Source organism: Enterobacter sp. C4G1 (assembly GCF_052886895.1).
The window spans coordinates 123,156-141,468 of sequence record NZ_JBQVVV010000001.1 but is presented as its reverse complement, the minus strand read 5'-3'; the positions used below and the strand labels follow the sequence as shown (position 1 = coordinate 141,468).

Sequence of the window (18,313 nt, the reverse complement as noted above, 5' to 3'; positions counted from 1 at the left end):
TAGCTTATTAATCTAATCAATTTGTTTATAAATAAGGGGCTTACGCCCCTTATTTCGTTTCTGGGAAGATGATCTCTGGATAATCCACCATTTCCACATAGTCGGACAATTCTTTCATGGAACACCCCGCGCTGTATGTCTTGAATGCTTCTGTGGCTGCGGCTTGGGAAGAGTGCCCCGTGATGTAGCCTATACGCTGTTCGGGTACTCCGGCACGGTCAAGACACGTGATAAAATGCCCCCTCAAACTGTGAAAGCATTGGCGATCTGTAGCCATAGGCACTACGCGACGCCGTAAGCGGGTGAATGCCTGGGAATAGAACGGCCCCTTTTTCCCGTCTTTGCGTTCAATCCTGTTAGCCTGTGGTAACAGGTAATCTCCAGTGTTCAAACTCAGATAATAATCCACCATACCGATCAGAAAAGCGTGGATCGGTATGTGCCTAACCCCTGCTTTTGTTTTCGATTTGCTAATGAAGAAAGTCTGTATCCCTTCCACTATAACAACATCTGATTTTTTCAAGCTGGCGATTTCGTCCAGCCTTGCACCAGAGAACAAACCGATCAGAATGACGGCTCGTAGTTCTTCATCGGCTTCGTTGAGTAAGGTAGATAGCTGATGCCATTCAAACGGCTGATAGCTTTCAATGGTGCGACGCGCTTCAAGGTTGTGACCATGAAACGGATTTAGGGGCGCTATAGCGTCATAGCGACGTTTGGCGAACTCGTAGAGACTACCTAATGATGTAAGCCAGTTTTGCACCGTCTGGGGTGCTACATCGCGTTTCTTCTGTTCTTCTATGAAGTCTGTAACTAATCGGCGTCCAATCTGATCCAGACTGATATCAACTTTCCCGATACTCTGGAGAAACACCTCAACGGCTCGCGCTGATTTGCTCAGGGTAGAGAATGATCTCCGTTCCTGGTAGGCAGTTGCGTATTCATCTCGTAAGAAGCATAGGTGAGGAATAACACTGGCTCGCTCCTCGATCAGCGGTTTATTTTTGTTCTTCCTGATCTGAGAGTGCAGAGAAGTGATCGCAAGCTGGATGCGCCTGTCCTCTGTATCTGGCTTGAACTGCTCTTTCAGGTTGTTCCACTCTACCAGCATGTGATTACGGAAGTGACGCGCCTTGTAAATGTCTCTTGTACCAGTGCTTTTCCGGTACAGACGTTTCCCGCCGAACATGTGACGCATGTAAGACGGGATGTAAATCTGAAACTGCCATACACCGTCCGGTGAAAGATAAAGATACTCCTGACCCTTGATTGTCATGAGATTGATCCTCTAAAATCTCGCAATCAAGTATCAATAATAGTTACTATGTTGATTCGATGATCGTCGCGTTGCGGAAATTATGAAACAGAGTTTCGATTCCCTTCACCCGCTCCAAAATTCCCCTACCTTTATTTTCCCATCCGCCCATGAACAAAAAACAATACAATTTCGGTGCAACTGGCGGGGTATCTTTGTTTCACGCAAGAGTTTCCCATCTGCTTTGCTCATAGCTTGAAGTTATTGTTTTTCGCTCATTTTAAATCTGCCGCAGGCGTTGTGCGAGCAGACCATGCTGATTCCATTCATAACCCTCTACTGGTGCTAATAGTTTTGCGTATCTTGCCCGCCGAAAATATTGGCCCGACTGCTGGATGTTGTGCCATCGTCATAGCGACAGTCCTGTCCATCAAAAATGTTGGCTCGGCAACTATCCGCCATAGCAGTATTCAACGAACCCACAAAAATAATAAATACTAAAACCCACGGCTTAGCGTTCATGGCTATTCTCTGAAAATGAATGGGAGCAACGGTAGCTATACTATGTCTGACAGCGTAGTTAAAGGGTAAAACGAGAACTTCCCAAGCTCTATACGAGGGTTCGATTCCCTTCACCCCATCACGCCAATTACCCCTGCAACAATGAAAGTACCGCATCCGGCAGATGGTTCGATTTCGCCAGCACCGAGTTCCCCGCCTGTTGCACAATCTGCGCGCGAGACATTTTCGACACTTCCTCTGCGTAATCAGCGTCTTCAATTCGCGAGCGCGAGGTGCTCAGTGCGGTAGAAGTTGCCGTTTGCACATTCTGCGCGGATTCGAGGCGGTTCATGGTTGCGCCCAGCAGGCTACGGCGCTGATCGACACGGGCAATCGCCGCATCGAGGGTTGCCAGCGGATCTTCCGGGTTACGCAGACGGATCCCGTCTCCGGTTTCCCGCAGATTGATGGTGGTCCAGCCCGTTGCTGCGTCGGTTGTGGCGGTATAGCTGTTGGGATAATAAATCTGGATCTCGCCGCTGCCGTTGAGTGTCTTAATCAGCAGTGAGCCGTCACTTTGTTGTACCAGCGTGGCGCTTTTTCCGTCTGCGCCGAGGTTCATCACATAATTCCCGTCAGCATCGCTATCGAGTACGTTAGCGAAGGTTTTGCCGTCGTTATCCGTATAGTTCAGCTGCATCTTTGCCGGGTCGATCGTTATGTAAGATGTACCGCCGACGGTGCTGACGTCCGTGAAGGTGTTTTGTGCAGTCGCGGTGTTTGCCTGAACGGTCACGGCGGGTGTTCCGCCATCGCTGCTGACAGCAACAGAGGCGGCGTAATAGCGAAAATCGCCGCCGCCGTTGTCCACTTCCATGAAATACGAGCTGCCATTTTTCACCAGCCGCGCGGCACCGGAAACCGCATTCCCGCTGCTGTCCAGGAAGGTGGGGGTTACCGTCGTTAAATCTACCGCTGGTGTCGTGGTGACGTTAACCGGTGATGCCAGGGTCGTCAGCGCCGTGGGGTCAGTGACTTTTGCCTGCATTGCCCCGGTCGGGCCCCAGTTGAGTTCAGCTTCGTAATAGTCCGTTCCCTGCTGGATATAGTATTTGCCGTTGCTGCTTACCAGCGCATCGGCGCTCATCGCCGCGTTGCTGTCGTCCACAAACGAAAGTCCTGACACCGCGCGTGATGGCAGCGTGGAGATATCGCTGTAGAGCGGTGAAGAAGTCACGGCTGAAACGCTCACGCTGGCCGAACTGGTGGCGGTGTTGTACGTCGCGCCGTAGTTCGCCGTCAGATAGGTGTTTTTCCCCTGCGCGTCGGTGCCCTGAATAAACAAAATACCGCTGCTGCTGCGAACCAGTTTGGCGGATGTCAGTGCGACGCCTGCGGTATTAAAGGTGACGCTGGTACTTCCGCTGCTCAGCGAGATATTGCTGGCGGAGCCCAGTAGCTGATCGGTCGGCGTCACTTTGCCGCTAATTCCGCGGATCACCAGGTCGGTCAGTCCAAGTTCGTCAACGCTGAAACCCGGTTTGCCAAGGAAGAGGCCAAGGGTTTCATTATCATTTACGCCAACCTGTATCGGCACATTCCCGGCGCTGCCATCGAGCACGTTTTTGCCATTAAAGGTGGTCTGCGAATTAAGGCGGGCAATCTCTTTCAGGTTGACGTTAATTTCAGCCTGAATGCTGTCTGCATCTTCCAGGGTGTAGGTTTCACTTAACGACTGAACGGACAGCTCACGAATGCGCTGCAAGCGCTGGTTAATTTCGCTGAGCGCACCTTCCGCTGTTTCGGCCATTGAACGCCCGTCGCTGGCGTTTCGCTGCGCCTGAAGAAGACCTTTAATCTGGCTGCCCATACGGTTAGCAATCGCCTGACCTGCCGCATCGTCTTTGGCGCTGTTAATTCGCATCCCGGAGGAGAGTCGCTCAACGGATTGCTGTAATACGGAACTGTTTTTTAACGCGGTATTTTGTACTACCAGAGTATTGACGTTGGTGATGATCCCAGACATCGTTCACCTGCTTTTCTTAGTATTATGCTTTGAGAGATCATCGTCCTGAAAGAGGATATATTTAGGTTAAATTAACCACTATATTTCAGAGGTGACTTTACCGAAATTGTTCTGATCCGCCTGGCTGAAATTTAAAATTAAACCCCCTTTCTTTTTACTCGCTAAATATCGCCTGATATATCTGTGCGCTAGCTCATTGGCTGGGTCATGCGCCCCGCGCCGTTTTATCCGGCAGCTACGATAATCCACATCTCTGGTTTGCCAGCGTGAACTACAGTTATCAGTTCTGAAGCAGTAACCGCTTAATTTTCTGGTCTATACTGGCAAAGACGTCAGGCTACAGGGCAGTGCCATGCATATTTTACCTCCTGTTCGACCCGAACAATCCATTGAACGTCTGACCGCGATCCTTGAACCGATCACGGAGAAAGTGAAGTTAGTCCCGCGTAAGCGCATCACCTGGACGCACAAAGGCCGGCAGCAAATGTACCTTTTCCAGCAGGGCGAACTGTCGCTGCTGCGTGCTTCGGACGGACTGCTGCTGGTGACGGTCTATGAACCGCATCTGTTTGGGATCGCCGAAATGATCCAGCCCACGCAGGGGCACATTCTGCGGGTGGAAACCGAATCGACGGTTTTGCGTGCCGATGCAGATCATGCCGCTACGCTTTTTCGCGAACAGGGCGTATGGGAGGATGTAGCGGCAGTGCTGTCATATCACACGGCTTATTTAATTTACCGCGATGCCCAGGTAGTACAGCAACGTACCTATTCCGTTATTCGTAATCATTTGCAGGAGATGATATTGCTGCCCGAAGAAGCGCGAATGCGCACGACAATTCTGGACTATATTCAGGATCGTACGTTACTGTCGCGTAGCAGTGTTCTCAATGTATTATCGGCGTTAAAACAAGGAAAATACATCTCATTTAAGCGCGGCGGTTATTTGCTGGAGATGACGCATTTGCCGGAGTCTTTCTAGAGATAATTTAAAATTAAACTGAAAATAAATTAACGGTGCGCATATTTATCTATATCGTTTGCTGACTGAAAACATTCAACTAAGCAAACGGGATTTCTATGAAAAAGACACTTGTCGCATTAATTATTGCTAATGCCTTTACCGCAACCACGGCGTTTGCGGCAGCTGATGCAGGTACCTGGTACAGCGGTGCTAAATTTGGCTGGTCACACTATTTTGATGCTAATACCGCGTCTAAGGCGCACGACCACAACAACGGCTCTGACCAGTATAATGTCGATCACGATAACGTCGGTGGCGGTATTTATACGGGTTACCAGATAACGCCATGGCTGGCCGTTGAAGGCGGTTATGATTATTTAGGGAATATGCAGATTAATGGTCATCATAGCGCGGGTGCGCAAATGAAAAGCCAGGGTTTGCAGATGTCCTTAAAAGCCAGCTACGGCCTGACGGACAGCTGGGATATTTATGGTCGTGCCGGGGCGATGGCCTATCGTGCTGAGTCCGATGTAAGTGGTCACAATCGCTTTGATACCGGCGTACGTCCGCTAGCTGCTGTCGGTACGGAGTACGCATTCAACAAAAACTGGGCGGGTCGCCTGGAGTATCAGTGGGTGAGCAACGTGGGTAATGCCAACCAGATAGGCGTCAGCAGCGATGTGAGCTCTGTAACGGCAGGGTTAACCTATCGTTTTGGGCAGCACGATTAAGACTTGCCATATTCTCGATGATAAAAAAGCCTGGCTACGTTTGTAGCCGGGCTTTTGACATTTAACCGGCCATTAAAGGCTGAAGGGCGATATTAATATTCCTCAGACCCATTTCATTATTATCTTTCAGATATTGCTGGTTAATCATATCCAGTTGCTCAAGCTTCGTCAGTGAGGCATACACGCGCTGGACCGGGCTGTCTTCGGTAAAAATATCTTTTGAGGTCGTATCTTTTAAATAGTGTTCTTTCAGGCTGGTGGTTAGCGCATTAATGTGCTGTTTGTTCGTTTGGTAAAGTGCCGCAATGTGTGAAGTTTGCACCTCTGCGGGTTTTTCACCTGGCAGAACCAACGGGATTTGCAGGTGGTTTATCTTTTCAACCTCATCCTGATGAGGGGCGCTACATGCGGTTAATGTACTCAAGCTGAATATAGCCACAAATAATGACAGTTTCTTCATGGAATAACTCTGGGTAAATGAGAGAGACTGACATTATCTAAAACGTTGGCGGCGCTATCAGATTTAAATTGTTTATTTTTAAATGTATTAGCTATGGGGTATAAAACATGCAGGTGGTAGCTTTGTTTCTTCGAAACTCATTATTATCTATCGAGGATTTATGAAACTGGAAATGCTTGTTAGTGCAAAGAGGTTATTGCGCCACTTTTGCAGGAAATGATCAAGGGCGAGGAGGGCAATGTTATCTGGAATCCGCATTGCCTGGATACCTTTGATTTCTGGTTCAATATTGTTACGCCATAAGCGGTAGCACGCGTTTGTGTCGGGTGGCGCTTCGCTTACCCGACGTTGGTTTTGCAGGCCCGGTAAGCCAAGCGCCAGCGGGCACTGTCAGGTTTTCATCACCCTTTCGGGAAGATCCAGACGTGTTTTTCCGGTAACGACAAATGGCAGTGCTGCGGATCGCGAACGTCGTGGCCGTAGGCACGGATCACAAAATCGTCCCCCGAGGTACGGAACAGATATTCCCAGCGATCACCCAGATACATACTGGTGAGTAACGGCAGCTCAAGCTGGTTTTCTCCCGGACCTTCCACCACTGCAACACGCTCCACACGGATAACCGCCGTGGCTTCACTCCCTGCTTTCACGCCTTCCGCCGCCTGGCCCCACAGCCTCCAGCCGTTGCCTTCAATGTGCGCTTTGCCGTCGCGGACTTCGGTCACTTTGCCATGCAGGCGGTTGTTACTGCCCATAAACTCGGCGGTAAACAGCGTTTTCGGCGAGCCATACATCTCCTGCGGCGTACCTTGTTGCTCAATTTTGCCGTTGTTCAGCAGCAGAATACGATCGGAAATCGACATCGCTTCATTCTGATCGTGCGTGACCATCAGCGCCGACAGGCCGAGCTTGATAATCAGCTCACGCAGGAACACGCGGGCCTCTTCGCGCAGCTTGGCGTCCAGGTTCGAAAGCGGTTCATCCAGCAGGATCACTGGCGGGTTATAGACCAGCGCCCGGCCAATCGCCACGCGCTGTTGCTGACCACCGGAAAGCTGGTGCGGGTGGCGCTTACCCAGATGGCCCAGGCCGAGTTGATCCAGCACATCCTGAACGCGCTGGGTTACCTCTTTCGCTGGGACCTTACGCAGCTTTAAAGGATATGCCACGTTCTCAAAAACGGTTTTGTGCGGCCACAGGGCGTAGGACTGAAACACCAGCCCCAGGTTGCGTTCCTCTGCCGGGATTTCACTGCGCGGTGTGCCGTTGTAAACGCTGTTTTTGCCGATGACAATCGAACCCTGGGTCGGCTTTTCCAGGCCCGCAACCGCGCGCAGCAATGTGGTCTTGCCGCTGCCCGATGGCCCCAGCAAGGAAACTACTTCGCCGCGTTTGAGGTTCATGGAAACCCCTTTTAACACCGGGTTGTCGCCGTAGGTTAAGTGCAGATTTTCGACCGCTAATTCAATCATGTAATTTAACTCCGAAGCGAAGGGCAATGCCCAGACCTACCACGACCAGCAGGATGTTAATAAAAGAGAGCGCAGCCACGATATCAATGGCACCCGCCGCCCACAGGGAAACCAGCATCGAGCCTATGGTTTCCGTACCTGGCGAAAGCAGGTACACACCGGTTGAGTATTCGCGTTCAAAGATCAGGAACATCAACAACCATGAGCCGATAAGACCGTAGCGTGATAACGGGATGGTGACGTGACGGGTAATTTGCCCGCGCGTTGCCCCTGTGCTGCGCGCCGCTTCTTCAAGTTCAGGCCCGACCTGGAGCAGCGTTGAGGAGATAAGCCGTAGCCCATATGCCATCCACACCACGGTGTAGGCCAGCCAGACGCTGAAGATGGTGCTGCGTAATGAACGCAACCAGACAATCAGATGTTCACGCATCCAGTCTGACCACGCAAACCCGGAAAGCCAGCCTGATTTCAGTGAGTTATCCAGCCACATTGGCAGGAACAGGAACACCCACAGGAAAGCCAGACCCGCAAGCAAGCCCGGCACCGCACGTGGCACCAGCACGCTGTAATCGAGGAACCGCGTGGTGTTGTCCGGTTTGCGGTGCATGGCAATACCAACAAACAGATAACAGGCCACCGCCAGCGCACCGCCAATCACGCCGATAGACATCGAGTTGACGATGGCGCGCAGCAGGTTTGGTTGTGCCCAGATAGTGCGGAAGGTGCTCAGGGAAAGCTCATCCCAGAGAGATACTCCCACCCCCCAGTTTGAGATAAACGCGCGTAACACCACGCCAAGCAGCGGAACGCCAATGGTCACGGTCAGCCAGAACGCCACCACGGCACCTGCCACCCAGCGCCATTTGCCCAGCGGCAACGCGCGCGCCTGTGACGCTTTGCCTTTCACGGTCACAAAGCGGTTGGCAGTGCGCATCAGGCGGCGCTGTAACATGACCAGTGGGATGGTGATACAAATCAGCACCACGGCCACCGCCGCCATCAGGTGATAAGACGGTGTGCCGAGCTTGTTGGTCAACTGATACAGGTAGGTTGCCAGCACCATGTTGCCTTCTGGATCGCCCAGCACCAGCATCAGGCCAAACACCTCCAGCCCGAGGAAGAACAGCAACACGATGGCGTACAGAATAGACGGACGCACCATCGGCAGGCTGACGGAGGTCATGACCTGCAACGGAGAAGCCCCCGCCGTGCGCGCGGCTTCTTCTACATCAGAACCCACGCTTCGCAGCGCCGAAGAAATATACAGATACGCGTGCGGAACATGTGTCAGGCCAGCGATGACCACGATGCTCGACATGTCGTAGATATTCCAGGGCACAAAACCAATCAGCGACTGCGCCCACAGAGATAAAAACCCAACCGGCCCGGCGGCGACCACATAGCCAAAGCCCAGAACCATCGGCGACACAAAAATCGGCACCAGGATCAGCGGCTCAATCAGACGCCGGCCAGGCAAATCGGTGCGGACCATCAGAAACGCCAGTACCCCGCCAAGTGGAATGGCGATGATGACCAGACCGAACGCGAGAATGAAGCCGCTTCTGAGTGCTTTATAGAAGTCGGGGTCGGTGAAAATAAATCCAAATGATTCAAAGCTCCACTCTTTAGCCGGAGAGAAAAAGGGAGCGGATAAGAAGCTCTGTATCACGATGAACGACAGCGGAATATAGATAACCAGAGCGGTTATCAATACCACTACGCCGCGAGGCAGGCTTTGCCACTTTCTGTGTAATGTATTCATAGTGTATCCCTGGTGCTGGAACCCAGAACAACGACATCAGGTGAAGGAGCGCGGCAGAGCCGCCGCGCTATGACCGGACTTATTTAGCTGCGGCTTCGCGCCACTGTTTGATGTAGTCCAGACGTTTTTTCGGTTGCAGGTATTCCAGCAGGCTTTCATCAACCGGGATCGGTTTCAGCGCGCTGCCCAGCACTTTGGTCAGGCCGTCGATATCATTTTTGCCTTCGATATCGTTACGAATGGACGGGATATCAGCCTGATTCGCCAGAATACTTTGCCCTTTTTCTGACAGCACATAGTCCAGCCACAGCTTCGCGGCGTTGCTGTTTTGCGCCTGCTGGCTGATAAAGGACACGCGCGATAATACCAGGGTGTAATCCTTCGGATAGGAGATGCCCAGTGACGGATCGTTCTTCGCACGGGCTTCAGCGTAGGAGCCAAGGATGTTAAAGCCAATCAGGTTTTCACCTGACGATACCCTTTCCATCATCGTGCCGGTTGAAGACTGCACGGCTAAACCGCCTTTGGCGACGTCAGCCAGGGTTTTCAGGTAGTTAGGATCTGCCTTGAAATCCTGAACGGAGAGCATAAAGCCCAGCCCGGATTTTTCGATGTCGTAGGTGGTGACTTTGCTCTTGAACTTATCGCTTTGGCTGGCGATAAGTTTGGCCAGTGCCGCGTGTGAATCCGGTACTTCGGCCGCAGGGATAAGGCGTTTGTTGTAGATAAAGACCACCGGCTCATAGGTGGTGCCGTAGGCTTTATCGCTCCAGACTGCCCATTTTGGCAGCTGGCTCTGCTCAGGGGATTTGTACTCCTGCGCATAGTCGGTGGCGAGCTTCAGCGCGGTATCCATTGAGGAGCTCCAGACCACATCACCGCTGCCGCCACCGGAAGCCTGTTCGCTGATAAAACGGTTGTACAGCTCGGTGCTGTTCATGTCGTTATATTCAACTTTAATGCCCGGATAGGTTTTCTCGAAGCCCTCAATCAGCGGCCCGGCGGCTTTGGTGTCGGTGGTGGAGTAAATCACCACTTTGCCCTCTTTGGTCGCAGCATCCACGACTTTTTGATACTCGGCAGGATAGCCCTGCGGTAAAGCAGACATTGCAGACGTAGAGATCAGTACAGTAGCGGTAAGCAGAGAAATTCGGAAAGTGTTCGACATTATAATTAACCTTTTAGTTACATTTGAGGAACTAATGGTCAACATAGCGTATGGGGAACATCAGACAATAGGGGGGCGAAAGCCCCGCTTCCGAAGTGTGATTGTCGGCGTTGTTTCGGCAATTAACACCATTAAATCCGCAAAACACCACCCGGTTTACGGCTTATTCTTTGGCAGGTGCTTTGCGATATAGCCGTCTTGGATGGCCAATATTGCCGTACAACATTTCGATGCTAATAAAACCGCTCTCCACGCAGTATTCCAGATAACGGCGGCCCGTGGTTTTGCTGATGCCCACGTTTTCTACCACCTCTTCTACAGACATATTGCTTTCAGGGTTATCCGTGAAAAAGCGCTTAATGCGCTCCAGCGTATTGGGCTCAATCCCTTTTGTGGAAGGGGCCGGGGAGGATTCTGCCGCAGGCAGATTAAACAGGCGATCCAGCGCATGTTGGTCCACCACTTTCACCTGTTGCACGGTGTGGACGAATCGCAAAAACCGCTCAAGCGAGGCGTGCAGGCGCTGGAAAAAGACCGGTTTTATCAGGTAGTCGAACGCGCCGCTGCGCATAGCATGGCTACAGGTTTGCATATCGCTGGCCGCAGTGATGAAAATGACCGAGCACTCAAAACTCTTCAGCAGCGGGCTGTCGATTAAGTTCACGCCTTTACCATCAGGAAGATAGTTATCAAGCAAGATCAACCGTGGCTGATGGCGGCTAATCAGCTCACGCGCCTTTTCCAGCGAAGGGGCAATGCCGACAACGCGCAAATGGAAATTCTGCTCAATATACTCACGATGCAGCTCGGCGAGGTGAGGTTCGTCCTCAACAATGACGACATCAATTGCCCGGGTAGTAGTCATGTGTTAGCCCTGTCGAACGGAAGGTTTAAAGGGAATAAACACCGTGAAAATAGTGCCTTGCGGGGTATTGTCGGTGATTTCAATATTACCACCAGCCTTATCAATATATCCTGCCACCAGAAACAGACCGATACCGTGCTCGGAGCCCGTTATTTCGTTGCCGGTGTCGGGCTTACTTGTAAATCCCTGTTGGAAAATATGCGGCTTCATGGCATCGTCCACGCCGCAGCCCCGGTCGGCTACTTCTATCAGCAGCTCCTGGTTTCTGTCCGAAATATAGAGTTCCACTGCGGCGGGTACGGAGGCTTTTAGCGTGGCGTCCACGGCGTTATCCAGCAGGTTGCCTATAACCGACATCAGCTCTGTTTCGTTGAGCGTTAACGGTATATGGGTTAACTGGCAGGCAGGATCGAAAAGCAGTTCAACACCTTTTTCGTGCGCGCTGACGTATTTTCCCAGCAGCAACCCGCATAATGCCGGCGATGTGAAACGGGCAGAGACAAAATCCAGCACCTTTTGCGCGCCATCGGACTGGGCCTGAATGTAGCGAATGGCCTCGTCATAATGCTTCATCTGCAATAACCCGACGAGGGTAGCGGTCCAGTTCAATTGCTCATGGCGCATAATGCGCAGATTGTCAGCGTAACGCTTTATCTGGCTCAGCTGGCTGCTGAGGGTGTTAATGTCGTTTTTATCGCGGAAGCTATACACCCAACCGCTTTCGACACCCGGCTCGACCTCCATTGCCACGCGGTTAACGATCACTTCCCGATGATTAAGGACGGCAATCTGATCGTGGCTACCGCTGCTTATTGAGGTATAGCGCTGTGAAAAGAAACCGGGTGAGGTCTGTAACACCTCATCGAGCGGTTTGCCGATAAGCTCTTTTTCGCTCTGGCGAATATCCAGCAGTTCTCGCGCTGCCCGGTTTATTAAAATCAGCTGCTTTTCAGCATTTACCGCAAATACGCCCTCGTACATGGCTTCAAGCAGGGCTTTTTGTTGCAGAACCAGTTGGGCAATATCTTTGGGCTCCAGGCGGAACATCTGCTTTTTGAGATTACGGGTAAACAGCCAGGAAAAAATAAACAGCAGAAGCAAAAGTCCAATGCCATATAAGCCCGACTGCCAGAGGATGCGGGCATTAATATTAGCAATGTACGACGTCAGATAACCCACCGAGACAATCCCGATCACCTGATGTTGTGCATTAAATATCGGGGCTTTACTACGTAATGAAACACCTATCCCGCCTTTACGTACGGAAATAATGGTTTTTCCCTTTAAGACCTCGGCATTATCCCCACCAATCATGGGTAAATTAAGGCGTTCAGGTGATTCTGAGTGATACAGATGCTGTTCGCGGATATCCCCGATGACAATATAACTGGCATCGCTTTCTGCGCGTAAAGGCTGAATTAAGCGGGCAATGCCGCTGATATCTCTGGCAGCGACTTTATCGGCAAGCCCTGGCATCAGGGCTATTTCGCTGGCCTGCACCCGTGCACGTTGTCCGAGGTCGTGGTGCAGCTGTCGGTCGATAAAATGGAACAGGATCGCACCCAGCAGTGCTAATAGCAGGCAGGAAAAAAACACCAGAGATAAAAAAAGCTTCACCTGAAAAGGGAGTCTGCGTTTCATATGTCCTGCGGCTGAAATACAAAAATGAGATATTTGCGGAGCCTGACATGGGGAAATGTGACGTGCAATCTGACAAAAACAGAGTTGTGAGCTGGCTTTTCGTTTTTTGCGTGGATAGCCATCAGGATCCCACAAGGCTATGCTTTGTTTAGCACCATAATAACTACAGAGGCAATGTCATGGATAAAGAACTACTGGATGCCGGTTACCGGGCCTATACCGGGGACAAAATTGATGTCTACTTCAACACCGGGATCTGCAAACATTCAGGGAATTGTGTGCGCGGTAGCGCTAAGCTATTCAATCTGAAACGCAAACCGTGGATCATCCCGGATGAAGTGGATGTAGAAACGGTTATTCGTGTGATTGATACCTGCCCGAGCGGTGCGCTGAAGTATCGCCAAAAATAAGCGAGGAACTATGGATATTCTGGAAGGCCATAACAAGTTTTATGTGAACGATGCAGACGGAAATCAGGTCGCCGAGATTGTGTTTGTCCCAACCGGCGAGCACCTGAGCATTATCGAGCACACCGATGTCGATCCGAGCCTGAAGGGGCAAGGCGTCGGTAAGCAGCTGGTGGCGAAAGTGGTGGAGAAGATGCGCGGTGAGAACCGCAAGATTATCCCACTGTGCCCGTTTGCGAAACATGAGTTTGATAATACGCGAGAGTATGACGATATTCGGGCGTGATGTTCCACCGTCTGCACGATCGGTGGTAGCGTTCCGTTCACTATAGCTTCTCCGCTACCTGTTTATCCCGCTGCGGTGAACGTGTTAAGGGGGCTATCGCCGCCCCCTTAACAATCCCGGCTCCCGGCCATGAAAATCGCCGCTTCGCGGTTCCCTCGGCTTTTTCCCCTTCGCTTTCGGGTCGGGCGAGATCCTGCATCCATGCAGGTCACGCCCTCTCCGCGCATCCCTGCGCGTCGCCCCGGCTACGGTGAAACGCCTCGGCGATTTTCTGCCGGACTGGCATCACCTCAACCTACACTGCGGCCGGAAAGGGGCACGGGTGTTGAGTCCCCGCTAAAATCGGCGAGCCGGAGACCGGATGACAAGGTCTGGACGCCATGGATGGCGGCCAGAGGCGAATCGAGACAGGATGTCGAGTTGAGCCGACCGCAGGCAGAGGGTCGGGAGGTGAGCGAAGTGCGAAGCACCGATTTTGTTGCGGGGCCGCGGGGATTGAAAAGGGGGCCGCGGTGGCCCCCTTTTCCCGTTCACGGGCTGTGAAGAATAAATGTTATACCGGAATAGAAGTGAACGGAACAGCCTGCATCCTCATTCCTCGAATCACCCCACAAACATCACCGACACACACAACACCCCCACAATCAACGTCAGCAAATTCCCCACCGAACGATACTGCTTCAGCGATGGAATCAAATACGTCGACAGCGTCGGCATAATAAACAAAATCATGGCAATCAGCGGGCCGCTGATGGCGTAAATCATTGAAATCGCATTCGGGTTAATACAGCACACCACAAAGGTAATCAGCGACACGCCCAGGATGGAAACCGCACGGTTAAAGGCGCGGCTTTTCTTCACTCCGACCTGATTCAGCGACGACTTCACAATCTCCGTCGCTCCCTCAATCACCCCAAAGTAGGTGCCGAGGAACGATTTCGACATCGCGATAATGGCGACAATAATGCCGGAAATCCCAAGCCAGGCAGGAGAAGAGGGCATCATCGACAGCGCCGACAAAATCGTTACCCCTTCCTCTTTCGCCGCCACAATGTAAGACGGTGGAATGGAAAGCAGGCAGCTGAACACGAAGAACAGTACGCTCAGGCAAATAATCAGGTACGCCACCTTCATGATTTTTTTGCATTTACCCATGGCGGCGTCACCGTATTTCTCGCGACGATCAACCGCGAACGTCGAGATTATCGGGGTATGGCTAAAAGCGAAAACCATCACCGGGATAGAAACCCACACCTGGTGCAGCGTATGTTGATCGAATGCCATCTGGCTTGTGAGCAGCTCAGGTTGCCAGCTACCCGTCAGATAGAGCGATAAAAACAGGAAGTAGGCGATCAGCGGAAAGACCAAAAATCCCATCACTTTAATGGTGATATGGCGCCCCATCAGGAAGATCAGATTCAGCGCCAGCACCACGCCAAAACTCACCATCACCCGCACACTAAGGTCGACCGTCATGCGCTTCGCCAGCTGTTCGGTTAGCGAGTTTGTAATCGCCACCGCGTAGATAAGCACCACCACAAAGAAGGCGACAAAATAGAGCGTGGTGATCAGGTTACCAATCTTCTTCCCGTAGTAGTGGCTAACCGCTCCGGTGATCCCTTCGTTGCCTTTTGTTTTCGACGACAGGATAAATTGCGCCAGCGCTTTGTGCGGCCAGTAGGTTAACGGATACGCCACGAGGGCAGTAATGAGCAGGACAATGGCGCCTGCGGAGCCGAGCTGAATGGGCAAGAACAAGGTTCCTGCGCCCACGGCAGTACCGTAGAGGGCGAAACTCCAGAGAGTCTCTTCTTTTGACCAAATTTTCGACATTAGAGCAACGTATCAACTATAAAACGAACAAAAAGGAGTGCAATTTACCATAATTATGAGAGGAGATCGCCGTTGCTTCTGAGGGGGTTGGCCGGAGCGGGTGTCCGGCCAGTGGCGAATTAGCCTGCCAGGGCGCGTCGTTGCTGGCGACGCTTGATGATTTTCTCGCGCAGAGTATCGTACGCCCAGTTATAGAACATAGTGTAGGGCAGGAAGAACAGGAAGAAACCTATTTCCAGTGTGAATGCCTCAAGCAGCGTGACGCCGAGCACGGCAGACACGATGCTTACGCCGATCACGATAAAACCGCATTCGAATCCTAACGCGTGCAGGGCGCGGACTTTGGCCGTGCGTTTCACCCGCTGTACAGGCCAGAAACGGTCAAAGCCAAAGTTATAGATGATATTCCACACCATCGCCGTGGTGGCCAGAATAATGGTCAGGCCGCCCATTTCAACCACTGAACGTTGCATTAACCACGCGGCCGTCGGGGCGAGGATCGCCGTGGCAATCCCTTCAAAACAGACCGCATGGAAGATTCGCTCCGGTAGCTTACGCTGGAGTGCATCCTGATGTTGCATAGTGACCTCGTTAATTCGCCAGAATGGGCGTTGTTGCGGTCTATTTTTATCGCTAAAGATGATATATAAAAGATGGTATCCATCGATAAAGTAGATACTTCATGCGCTATTCACCCGAAGCCCTCACGGCGTTTGTTGAAACGGTTGCCGCCGGTTCGTTTTCTGCTGCCGCGCGTCGGCTGCGCAAAAGCCAGTCCACCATCAGTACCTCTATTGCCAATCTTGAGGCCGATCTGGGCTTTGAGCTGTTTGACCGTTCGGCGCGTCAGCCTGTATTAACCGCGCAGGGCGAACAGGTGCTGGGTTATGTGCAATCCATTCTTGCGGCCAGCGCGCGGCTCGACGAGCTGGCGGTATCGCTGACGGCGCAAACCGAAGCGCGTCTGACGTTTGTGCTTTCCGATACGCTGAACCCGGATGTGCTGGAAGACCTGATGAAACAGTTCGACCAGCGTTTTCCCCATACGGAATTCGAATGTCTGATCGGCGAGGAAGAGGATGTTATCGATCTTCTCCAGAAAGAGAGGGCGCAGGTCGGGCTGACGGAAGCGCGTGATGGTTACCCGACCGATATCGGCGCAACCCGGCTGCCCATGCAGACCCGGATGGCCATCTATGTTTCTGCCGATCATCCCCTTGCGGCGCAACATGAGACACAGGCTGACGAACTTCACGGCTGGCGCGAGTTGCGCCTGAGTACCTATCTTGAGCGGGAAACAACGCTTGCGCGGGGGCCGGTCTGGTCAGCGCCCAATTACCTGTTACTCTTGAGTATGGCGGTGCAGGGCTTTGGCTGGTGTGCGCTGCCATGCGCGCTGGTGGATGAGTTTGCGGCATCAAAATCTCTGGTGCAGCTGAACGTAACGGGCTGGCCGCGCGCGATCGGGGTTGATCTGCTGTGGAACAAACGATCCCCGCCAGGCGTCGCCGGAAGCTGGCTGCGCCAGTATTTGCAGGATGCACGCTAATCCTGTGACTAAACTCACTTTTTTTAAACAATTGCGTCAATTGTTGATAACAATCCTCTACTATCGTCATGTCATTTTATACAGAGGTCGTGATGAAAGATGTCGTTATAGTGGGTGCGTTGCGTACGGCTATCGGCTGTTTTCAGGGAGCACTATCGCGCCACTCTGCCGTTGATCTGGGCAGCGTGGTGGTGAAGGCACTGGTGGAACGCAGCGGGATCGCCGGGCATGAAATCGACGAAGTGATCCTCGGTCAGGTGCTGACTGCCGGTGCCGGGCAAAACCCTGCGCGCCAGGCGGCGCTCAAAGGCGGCCTGCCGAATACCGTGTCTGCAATTACCATCAACGATGTCTGTGGCTCTGGCCTGAAAGCGCTGCATCTTGCTACCCAGGCGATACAGTGTGGTGAAGCGGATGTGGTGATTGCCGGAGGGCAGGAAAACATGAGCCGCGCCCCGCACGTCCTCACCGACAGCCGTACCGGCGCGCAGCTGGGCAACAGCCAGCTTATCGACAGCCTGGTGCATGACGGGTTGTGGGATGCGTTCAATGACTACCACATGGGCGTGACGGCGGAAAACCTGGCGCGGGAGTACGGCATCAGCCGCGAGCTTCAGGATGCCTACGCGCTAAGCTCACAGCAAAAAGCCCGTGCGGCTATCGATTCCGGACGGTTTCGCGATGAAATCGTGCCCGTCAGCACGCTTAGACAGAGCGGTGAATCTGTTGTCGTCGACACGGATGAACAGCCGCGTACCGATGCCAGCGCCGAAGGGCTGGCAAAGCTGAATCCCGCATTTGAAACCCTGGGCTCGGTGACCGCCGGGAACGCATCCTCTATTAATGACGGTGCAGCAGCGGTGATGATGATGAGTGAAAGCAAAGCCCAGGAGCTGGATTTACCCGTGCTGGCGCGTATCAAGGCGTTTGCCAGCGTAGGTGTTGACCCAGCCTTAATGGGGATCGCACCGGTCTATGCGACCCGTCGCTGTCTGGAGCGCGCGGGCTGGCATCTCAGTGATGTGGATCTTATCGAAGTGAACGAAGCCTTTGCGGCTCAGGCCATTTCGGTAGGCAAAATGCTGGAATGGGATCCGCTGCGCGTCAATGTCAACGGCGGGGCGATAGCCCTTGGCCACCCGATCGGCGCATCCGGCTGCCGGATCCTGGTGTCACTGGTCCACGAAATGATGAAACGTAATTCCCGTAAGGGGATCGCCACGCTGTGTATCGGTGGTGGGCAGGGGGTTGCGCTAGCAATCGAAAGATAATATTCCATCAACCCGACACTAAAGCCTCCTGCCTGGAGGTTTTTTTTGACATGAAGAATCATATTTTTACCCTCTTCAGGTAAATCTAAAGTTATCATTAATACTTGCACGCCGAATTATAT

At 52.4% G+C, this 18,313-nt stretch carries 16 protein-coding genes; 6 read left to right on the top strand and 10 right to left on the bottom strand.

Going from position 1 to position 18,313, the window contains the following annotated elements; all coding sequences use genetic code 11:
• Positions 1-49: 49 nt before the first annotated feature.
• Both ACT9TW_RS00635 and ACT9TW_RS00630 read right to left on the bottom strand, forming a co-directional pair.
• Entirely contained in the window at positions 50-1,276 is a 1,227-nt protein-coding gene (locus ACT9TW_RS00635) for a tyrosine-type recombinase/integrase (protein ID WP_062773120.1), read from the bottom strand.
• A 628-nt stretch (positions 1,277-1,904) separates the two neighbouring features.
• The gene (locus ACT9TW_RS00630; RefSeq protein WP_446491428.1) at positions 1,905-3,782 is read right to left on the bottom strand and encodes a flagellin N-terminal helical domain-containing protein; all 1,878 of its coding nucleotides are present in this window, start codon (positions 3,780-3,782) and stop codon (positions 1,905-1,907) included.
• A gap of 352 nt (positions 3,783-4,134) precedes the next feature.
• On the opposite strand from ACT9TW_RS00630, the gene ACT9TW_RS00625 reads away from it, so the two are divergent.
• Both ACT9TW_RS00625 and ACT9TW_RS00620 read left to right on the top strand, forming a co-directional pair.
• A complete protein-coding gene (locus tag ACT9TW_RS00625; protein ID WP_446491427.1) occupies positions 4,135-4,764 on the top strand; it encodes a helix-turn-helix domain-containing protein in 630 nt (209 codons plus the stop codon).
• Between the two features lie 98 nt (positions 4,765-4,862).
• Positions 4,863-5,477, top strand: a complete 615-nt coding sequence (locus tag ACT9TW_RS00620) for an outer membrane beta-barrel protein (RefSeq protein WP_446491426.1) — start codon at positions 4,863-4,865, stop codon at positions 5,475-5,477.
• Between the two features lie 61 nt (positions 5,478-5,538).
• On the opposite strand, the gene ACT9TW_RS00615 is transcribed toward ACT9TW_RS00620, so the two are convergent.
• From ACT9TW_RS00615 to ACT9TW_RS00590, 6 genes are all read right to left on the bottom strand, one after another.
• Entirely contained in the window at positions 5,539-5,937 is a 399-nt protein-coding gene (locus ACT9TW_RS00615; protein WP_446491425.1) for a hypothetical protein, read from the bottom strand.
• 401 nt (positions 5,938-6,338) lie between these two features.
• A complete protein-coding gene (locus ACT9TW_RS00610; RefSeq protein WP_446491424.1) occupies positions 6,339-7,409 on the bottom strand; it encodes an ABC transporter ATP-binding protein in 1,071 nt (356 codons plus the stop codon).
• A complete protein-coding gene (locus ACT9TW_RS00605; protein ID WP_446491423.1) occupies positions 7,402-9,171 on the bottom strand; it encodes an ABC transporter permease in 1,770 nt (589 codons plus the stop codon). Before ACT9TW_RS00605 ends, ACT9TW_RS00610 begins: the two co-directional genes overlap by 8 nt.
• Before the next feature lie 79 nt (positions 9,172-9,250).
• A complete protein-coding gene (locus ACT9TW_RS00600) occupies positions 9,251-10,339 on the bottom strand; it encodes an ABC transporter substrate-binding protein (RefSeq protein ID WP_446491422.1) in 1,089 nt (362 codons plus the stop codon).
• A 163-nt stretch (positions 10,340-10,502) separates the two neighbouring features.
• Complete coding sequence (locus tag ACT9TW_RS00595) at positions 10,503-11,204, bottom strand: response regulator (RefSeq protein ID WP_182062322.1); 702 nt, start codon at positions 11,202-11,204, stop codon at positions 10,503-10,505.
• A gap of 3 nt (positions 11,205-11,207) precedes the next feature.
• Positions 11,208-12,845 (bottom strand): ATP-binding protein, encoded by a 1,638-nt coding sequence (locus ACT9TW_RS00590; RefSeq protein WP_446491421.1) that lies wholly within the window; start codon positions 12,843-12,845, stop codon positions 11,208-11,210.
• Positions 12,846-13,024: 179 nt separating this feature from the next.
• On the opposite strand from ACT9TW_RS00590, the gene yjdI reads away from it, so the two are divergent.
• Together yjdI and ACT9TW_RS00580 are read left to right on the top strand one after the other, a co-directional pair.
• Positions 13,025-13,255, top strand: coding sequence for a 4Fe-4S mono-cluster protein YjdI (gene yjdI / locus ACT9TW_RS00585; RefSeq protein ID WP_315686707.1), 231 nt, complete (start codon positions 13,025-13,027; stop codon positions 13,253-13,255).
• A gap of 10 nt (positions 13,256-13,265) precedes the next feature.
• On the top strand, positions 13,266-13,538 hold the full coding sequence (locus ACT9TW_RS00580) for a GNAT family N-acetyltransferase (protein ID WP_014071634.1): 273 nt from the start codon (positions 13,266-13,268) through the stop codon (positions 13,536-13,538).
• Between the two features lie 603 nt (positions 13,539-14,141).
• On the opposite strand, the gene ACT9TW_RS00575 is transcribed toward ACT9TW_RS00580, so the two are convergent.
• Together ACT9TW_RS00575 and ACT9TW_RS00570 are read right to left on the bottom strand one after the other, a co-directional pair.
• Positions 14,142-15,371, bottom strand: a complete 1,230-nt coding sequence (locus tag ACT9TW_RS00575) for an amino acid permease (RefSeq protein WP_014071633.1) — start codon at positions 15,369-15,371, stop codon at positions 14,142-14,144.
• A gap of 119 nt (positions 15,372-15,490) precedes the next feature.
• A complete protein-coding gene (locus ACT9TW_RS00570; RefSeq protein ID WP_182062318.1) occupies positions 15,491-15,952 on the bottom strand; it encodes a multidrug/biocide efflux PACE transporter in 462 nt (153 codons plus the stop codon).
• 101 nt (positions 15,953-16,053) lie between these two features.
• Between ACT9TW_RS00570 and ACT9TW_RS00565 the strand changes: the two genes are divergently transcribed.
• Positions 16,054-16,920: a LysR family transcriptional regulator gene (locus tag ACT9TW_RS00565; protein ID WP_446491420.1), complete on the top strand. Its 867-nt coding sequence runs from the start codon at positions 16,054-16,056 to the stop codon at positions 16,918-16,920.
• 92 nt (positions 16,921-17,012) lie between these two features.
• Complete coding sequence (locus tag ACT9TW_RS00560) at positions 17,013-18,191, top strand: acetyl-CoA C-acetyltransferase (RefSeq protein ID WP_315686705.1); 1,179 nt, start codon at positions 17,013-17,015, stop codon at positions 18,189-18,191.
• Positions 18,192-18,313: the final 122 nt, after the last annotated feature.

Coding starts and splice junctions, on each gene's coding strand:
- ACT9TW_RS00635 (WP_062773120.1), bottom strand. CDS start 1,276: ATGACAATCAAGGGTCAGGAGTATCTTTATCTTTCACCGGACGGTGTA.
- ACT9TW_RS00630 (WP_446491428.1), bottom strand. CDS start 3,782: ATGTCTGGGATCATCACCAACGTCAATACTCTGGTAGTACAAAATACC.
- ACT9TW_RS00625 (WP_446491427.1), top strand. CDS start 4,135: ATGCATATTTTACCTCCTGTTCGACCCGAACAATCCATTGAACGTCTG.
- ACT9TW_RS00620 (WP_446491426.1), top strand. CDS start 4,863: ATGAAAAAGACACTTGTCGCATTAATTATTGCTAATGCCTTTACCGCA.
- ACT9TW_RS00615 (WP_446491425.1), bottom strand. CDS start 5,937: ATGAAGAAACTGTCATTATTTGTGGCTATATTCAGCTTGAGTACATTA.
- ACT9TW_RS00610 (WP_446491424.1), bottom strand. CDS start 7,409: ATGATTGAATTAGCGGTCGAAAATCTGCACTTAACCTACGGCGACAAC.
- ACT9TW_RS00605 (WP_446491423.1), bottom strand. CDS start 9,171: ATGAATACATTACACAGAAAGTGGCAAAGCCTGCCTCGCGGCGTAGTG.
- ACT9TW_RS00600 (WP_446491422.1), bottom strand. CDS start 10,339: ATGTCGAACACTTTCCGAATTTCTCTGCTTACCGCTACTGTACTGATC.
- ACT9TW_RS00595 (WP_182062322.1), bottom strand. CDS start 11,204: ATGACTACTACCCGGGCAATTGATGTCGTCATTGTTGAGGACGAACCT.
- ACT9TW_RS00590 (WP_446491421.1), bottom strand. CDS start 12,845: ATGAAACGCAGACTCCCTTTTCAGGTGAAGCTTTTTTTATCTCTGGTG.
- yjdI (WP_315686707.1), top strand. CDS start 13,025: ATGGATAAAGAACTACTGGATGCCGGTTACCGGGCCTATACCGGGGAC.
- ACT9TW_RS00580 (WP_014071634.1), top strand. CDS start 13,266: ATGGATATTCTGGAAGGCCATAACAAGTTTTATGTGAACGATGCAGAC.
- ACT9TW_RS00575 (WP_014071633.1), bottom strand. CDS start 15,371: ATGTCGAAAATTTGGTCAAAAGAAGAGACTCTCTGGAGTTTCGCCCTC.
- ACT9TW_RS00570 (WP_182062318.1), bottom strand. CDS start 15,952: ATGCAACATCAGGATGCACTCCAGCGTAAGCTACCGGAGCGAATCTTC.
- ACT9TW_RS00565 (WP_446491420.1), top strand. CDS start 16,054: ATGCGCTATTCACCCGAAGCCCTCACGGCGTTTGTTGAAACGGTTGCC.
- ACT9TW_RS00560 (WP_315686705.1), top strand. CDS start 17,013: ATGAAAGATGTCGTTATAGTGGGTGCGTTGCGTACGGCTATCGGCTGT.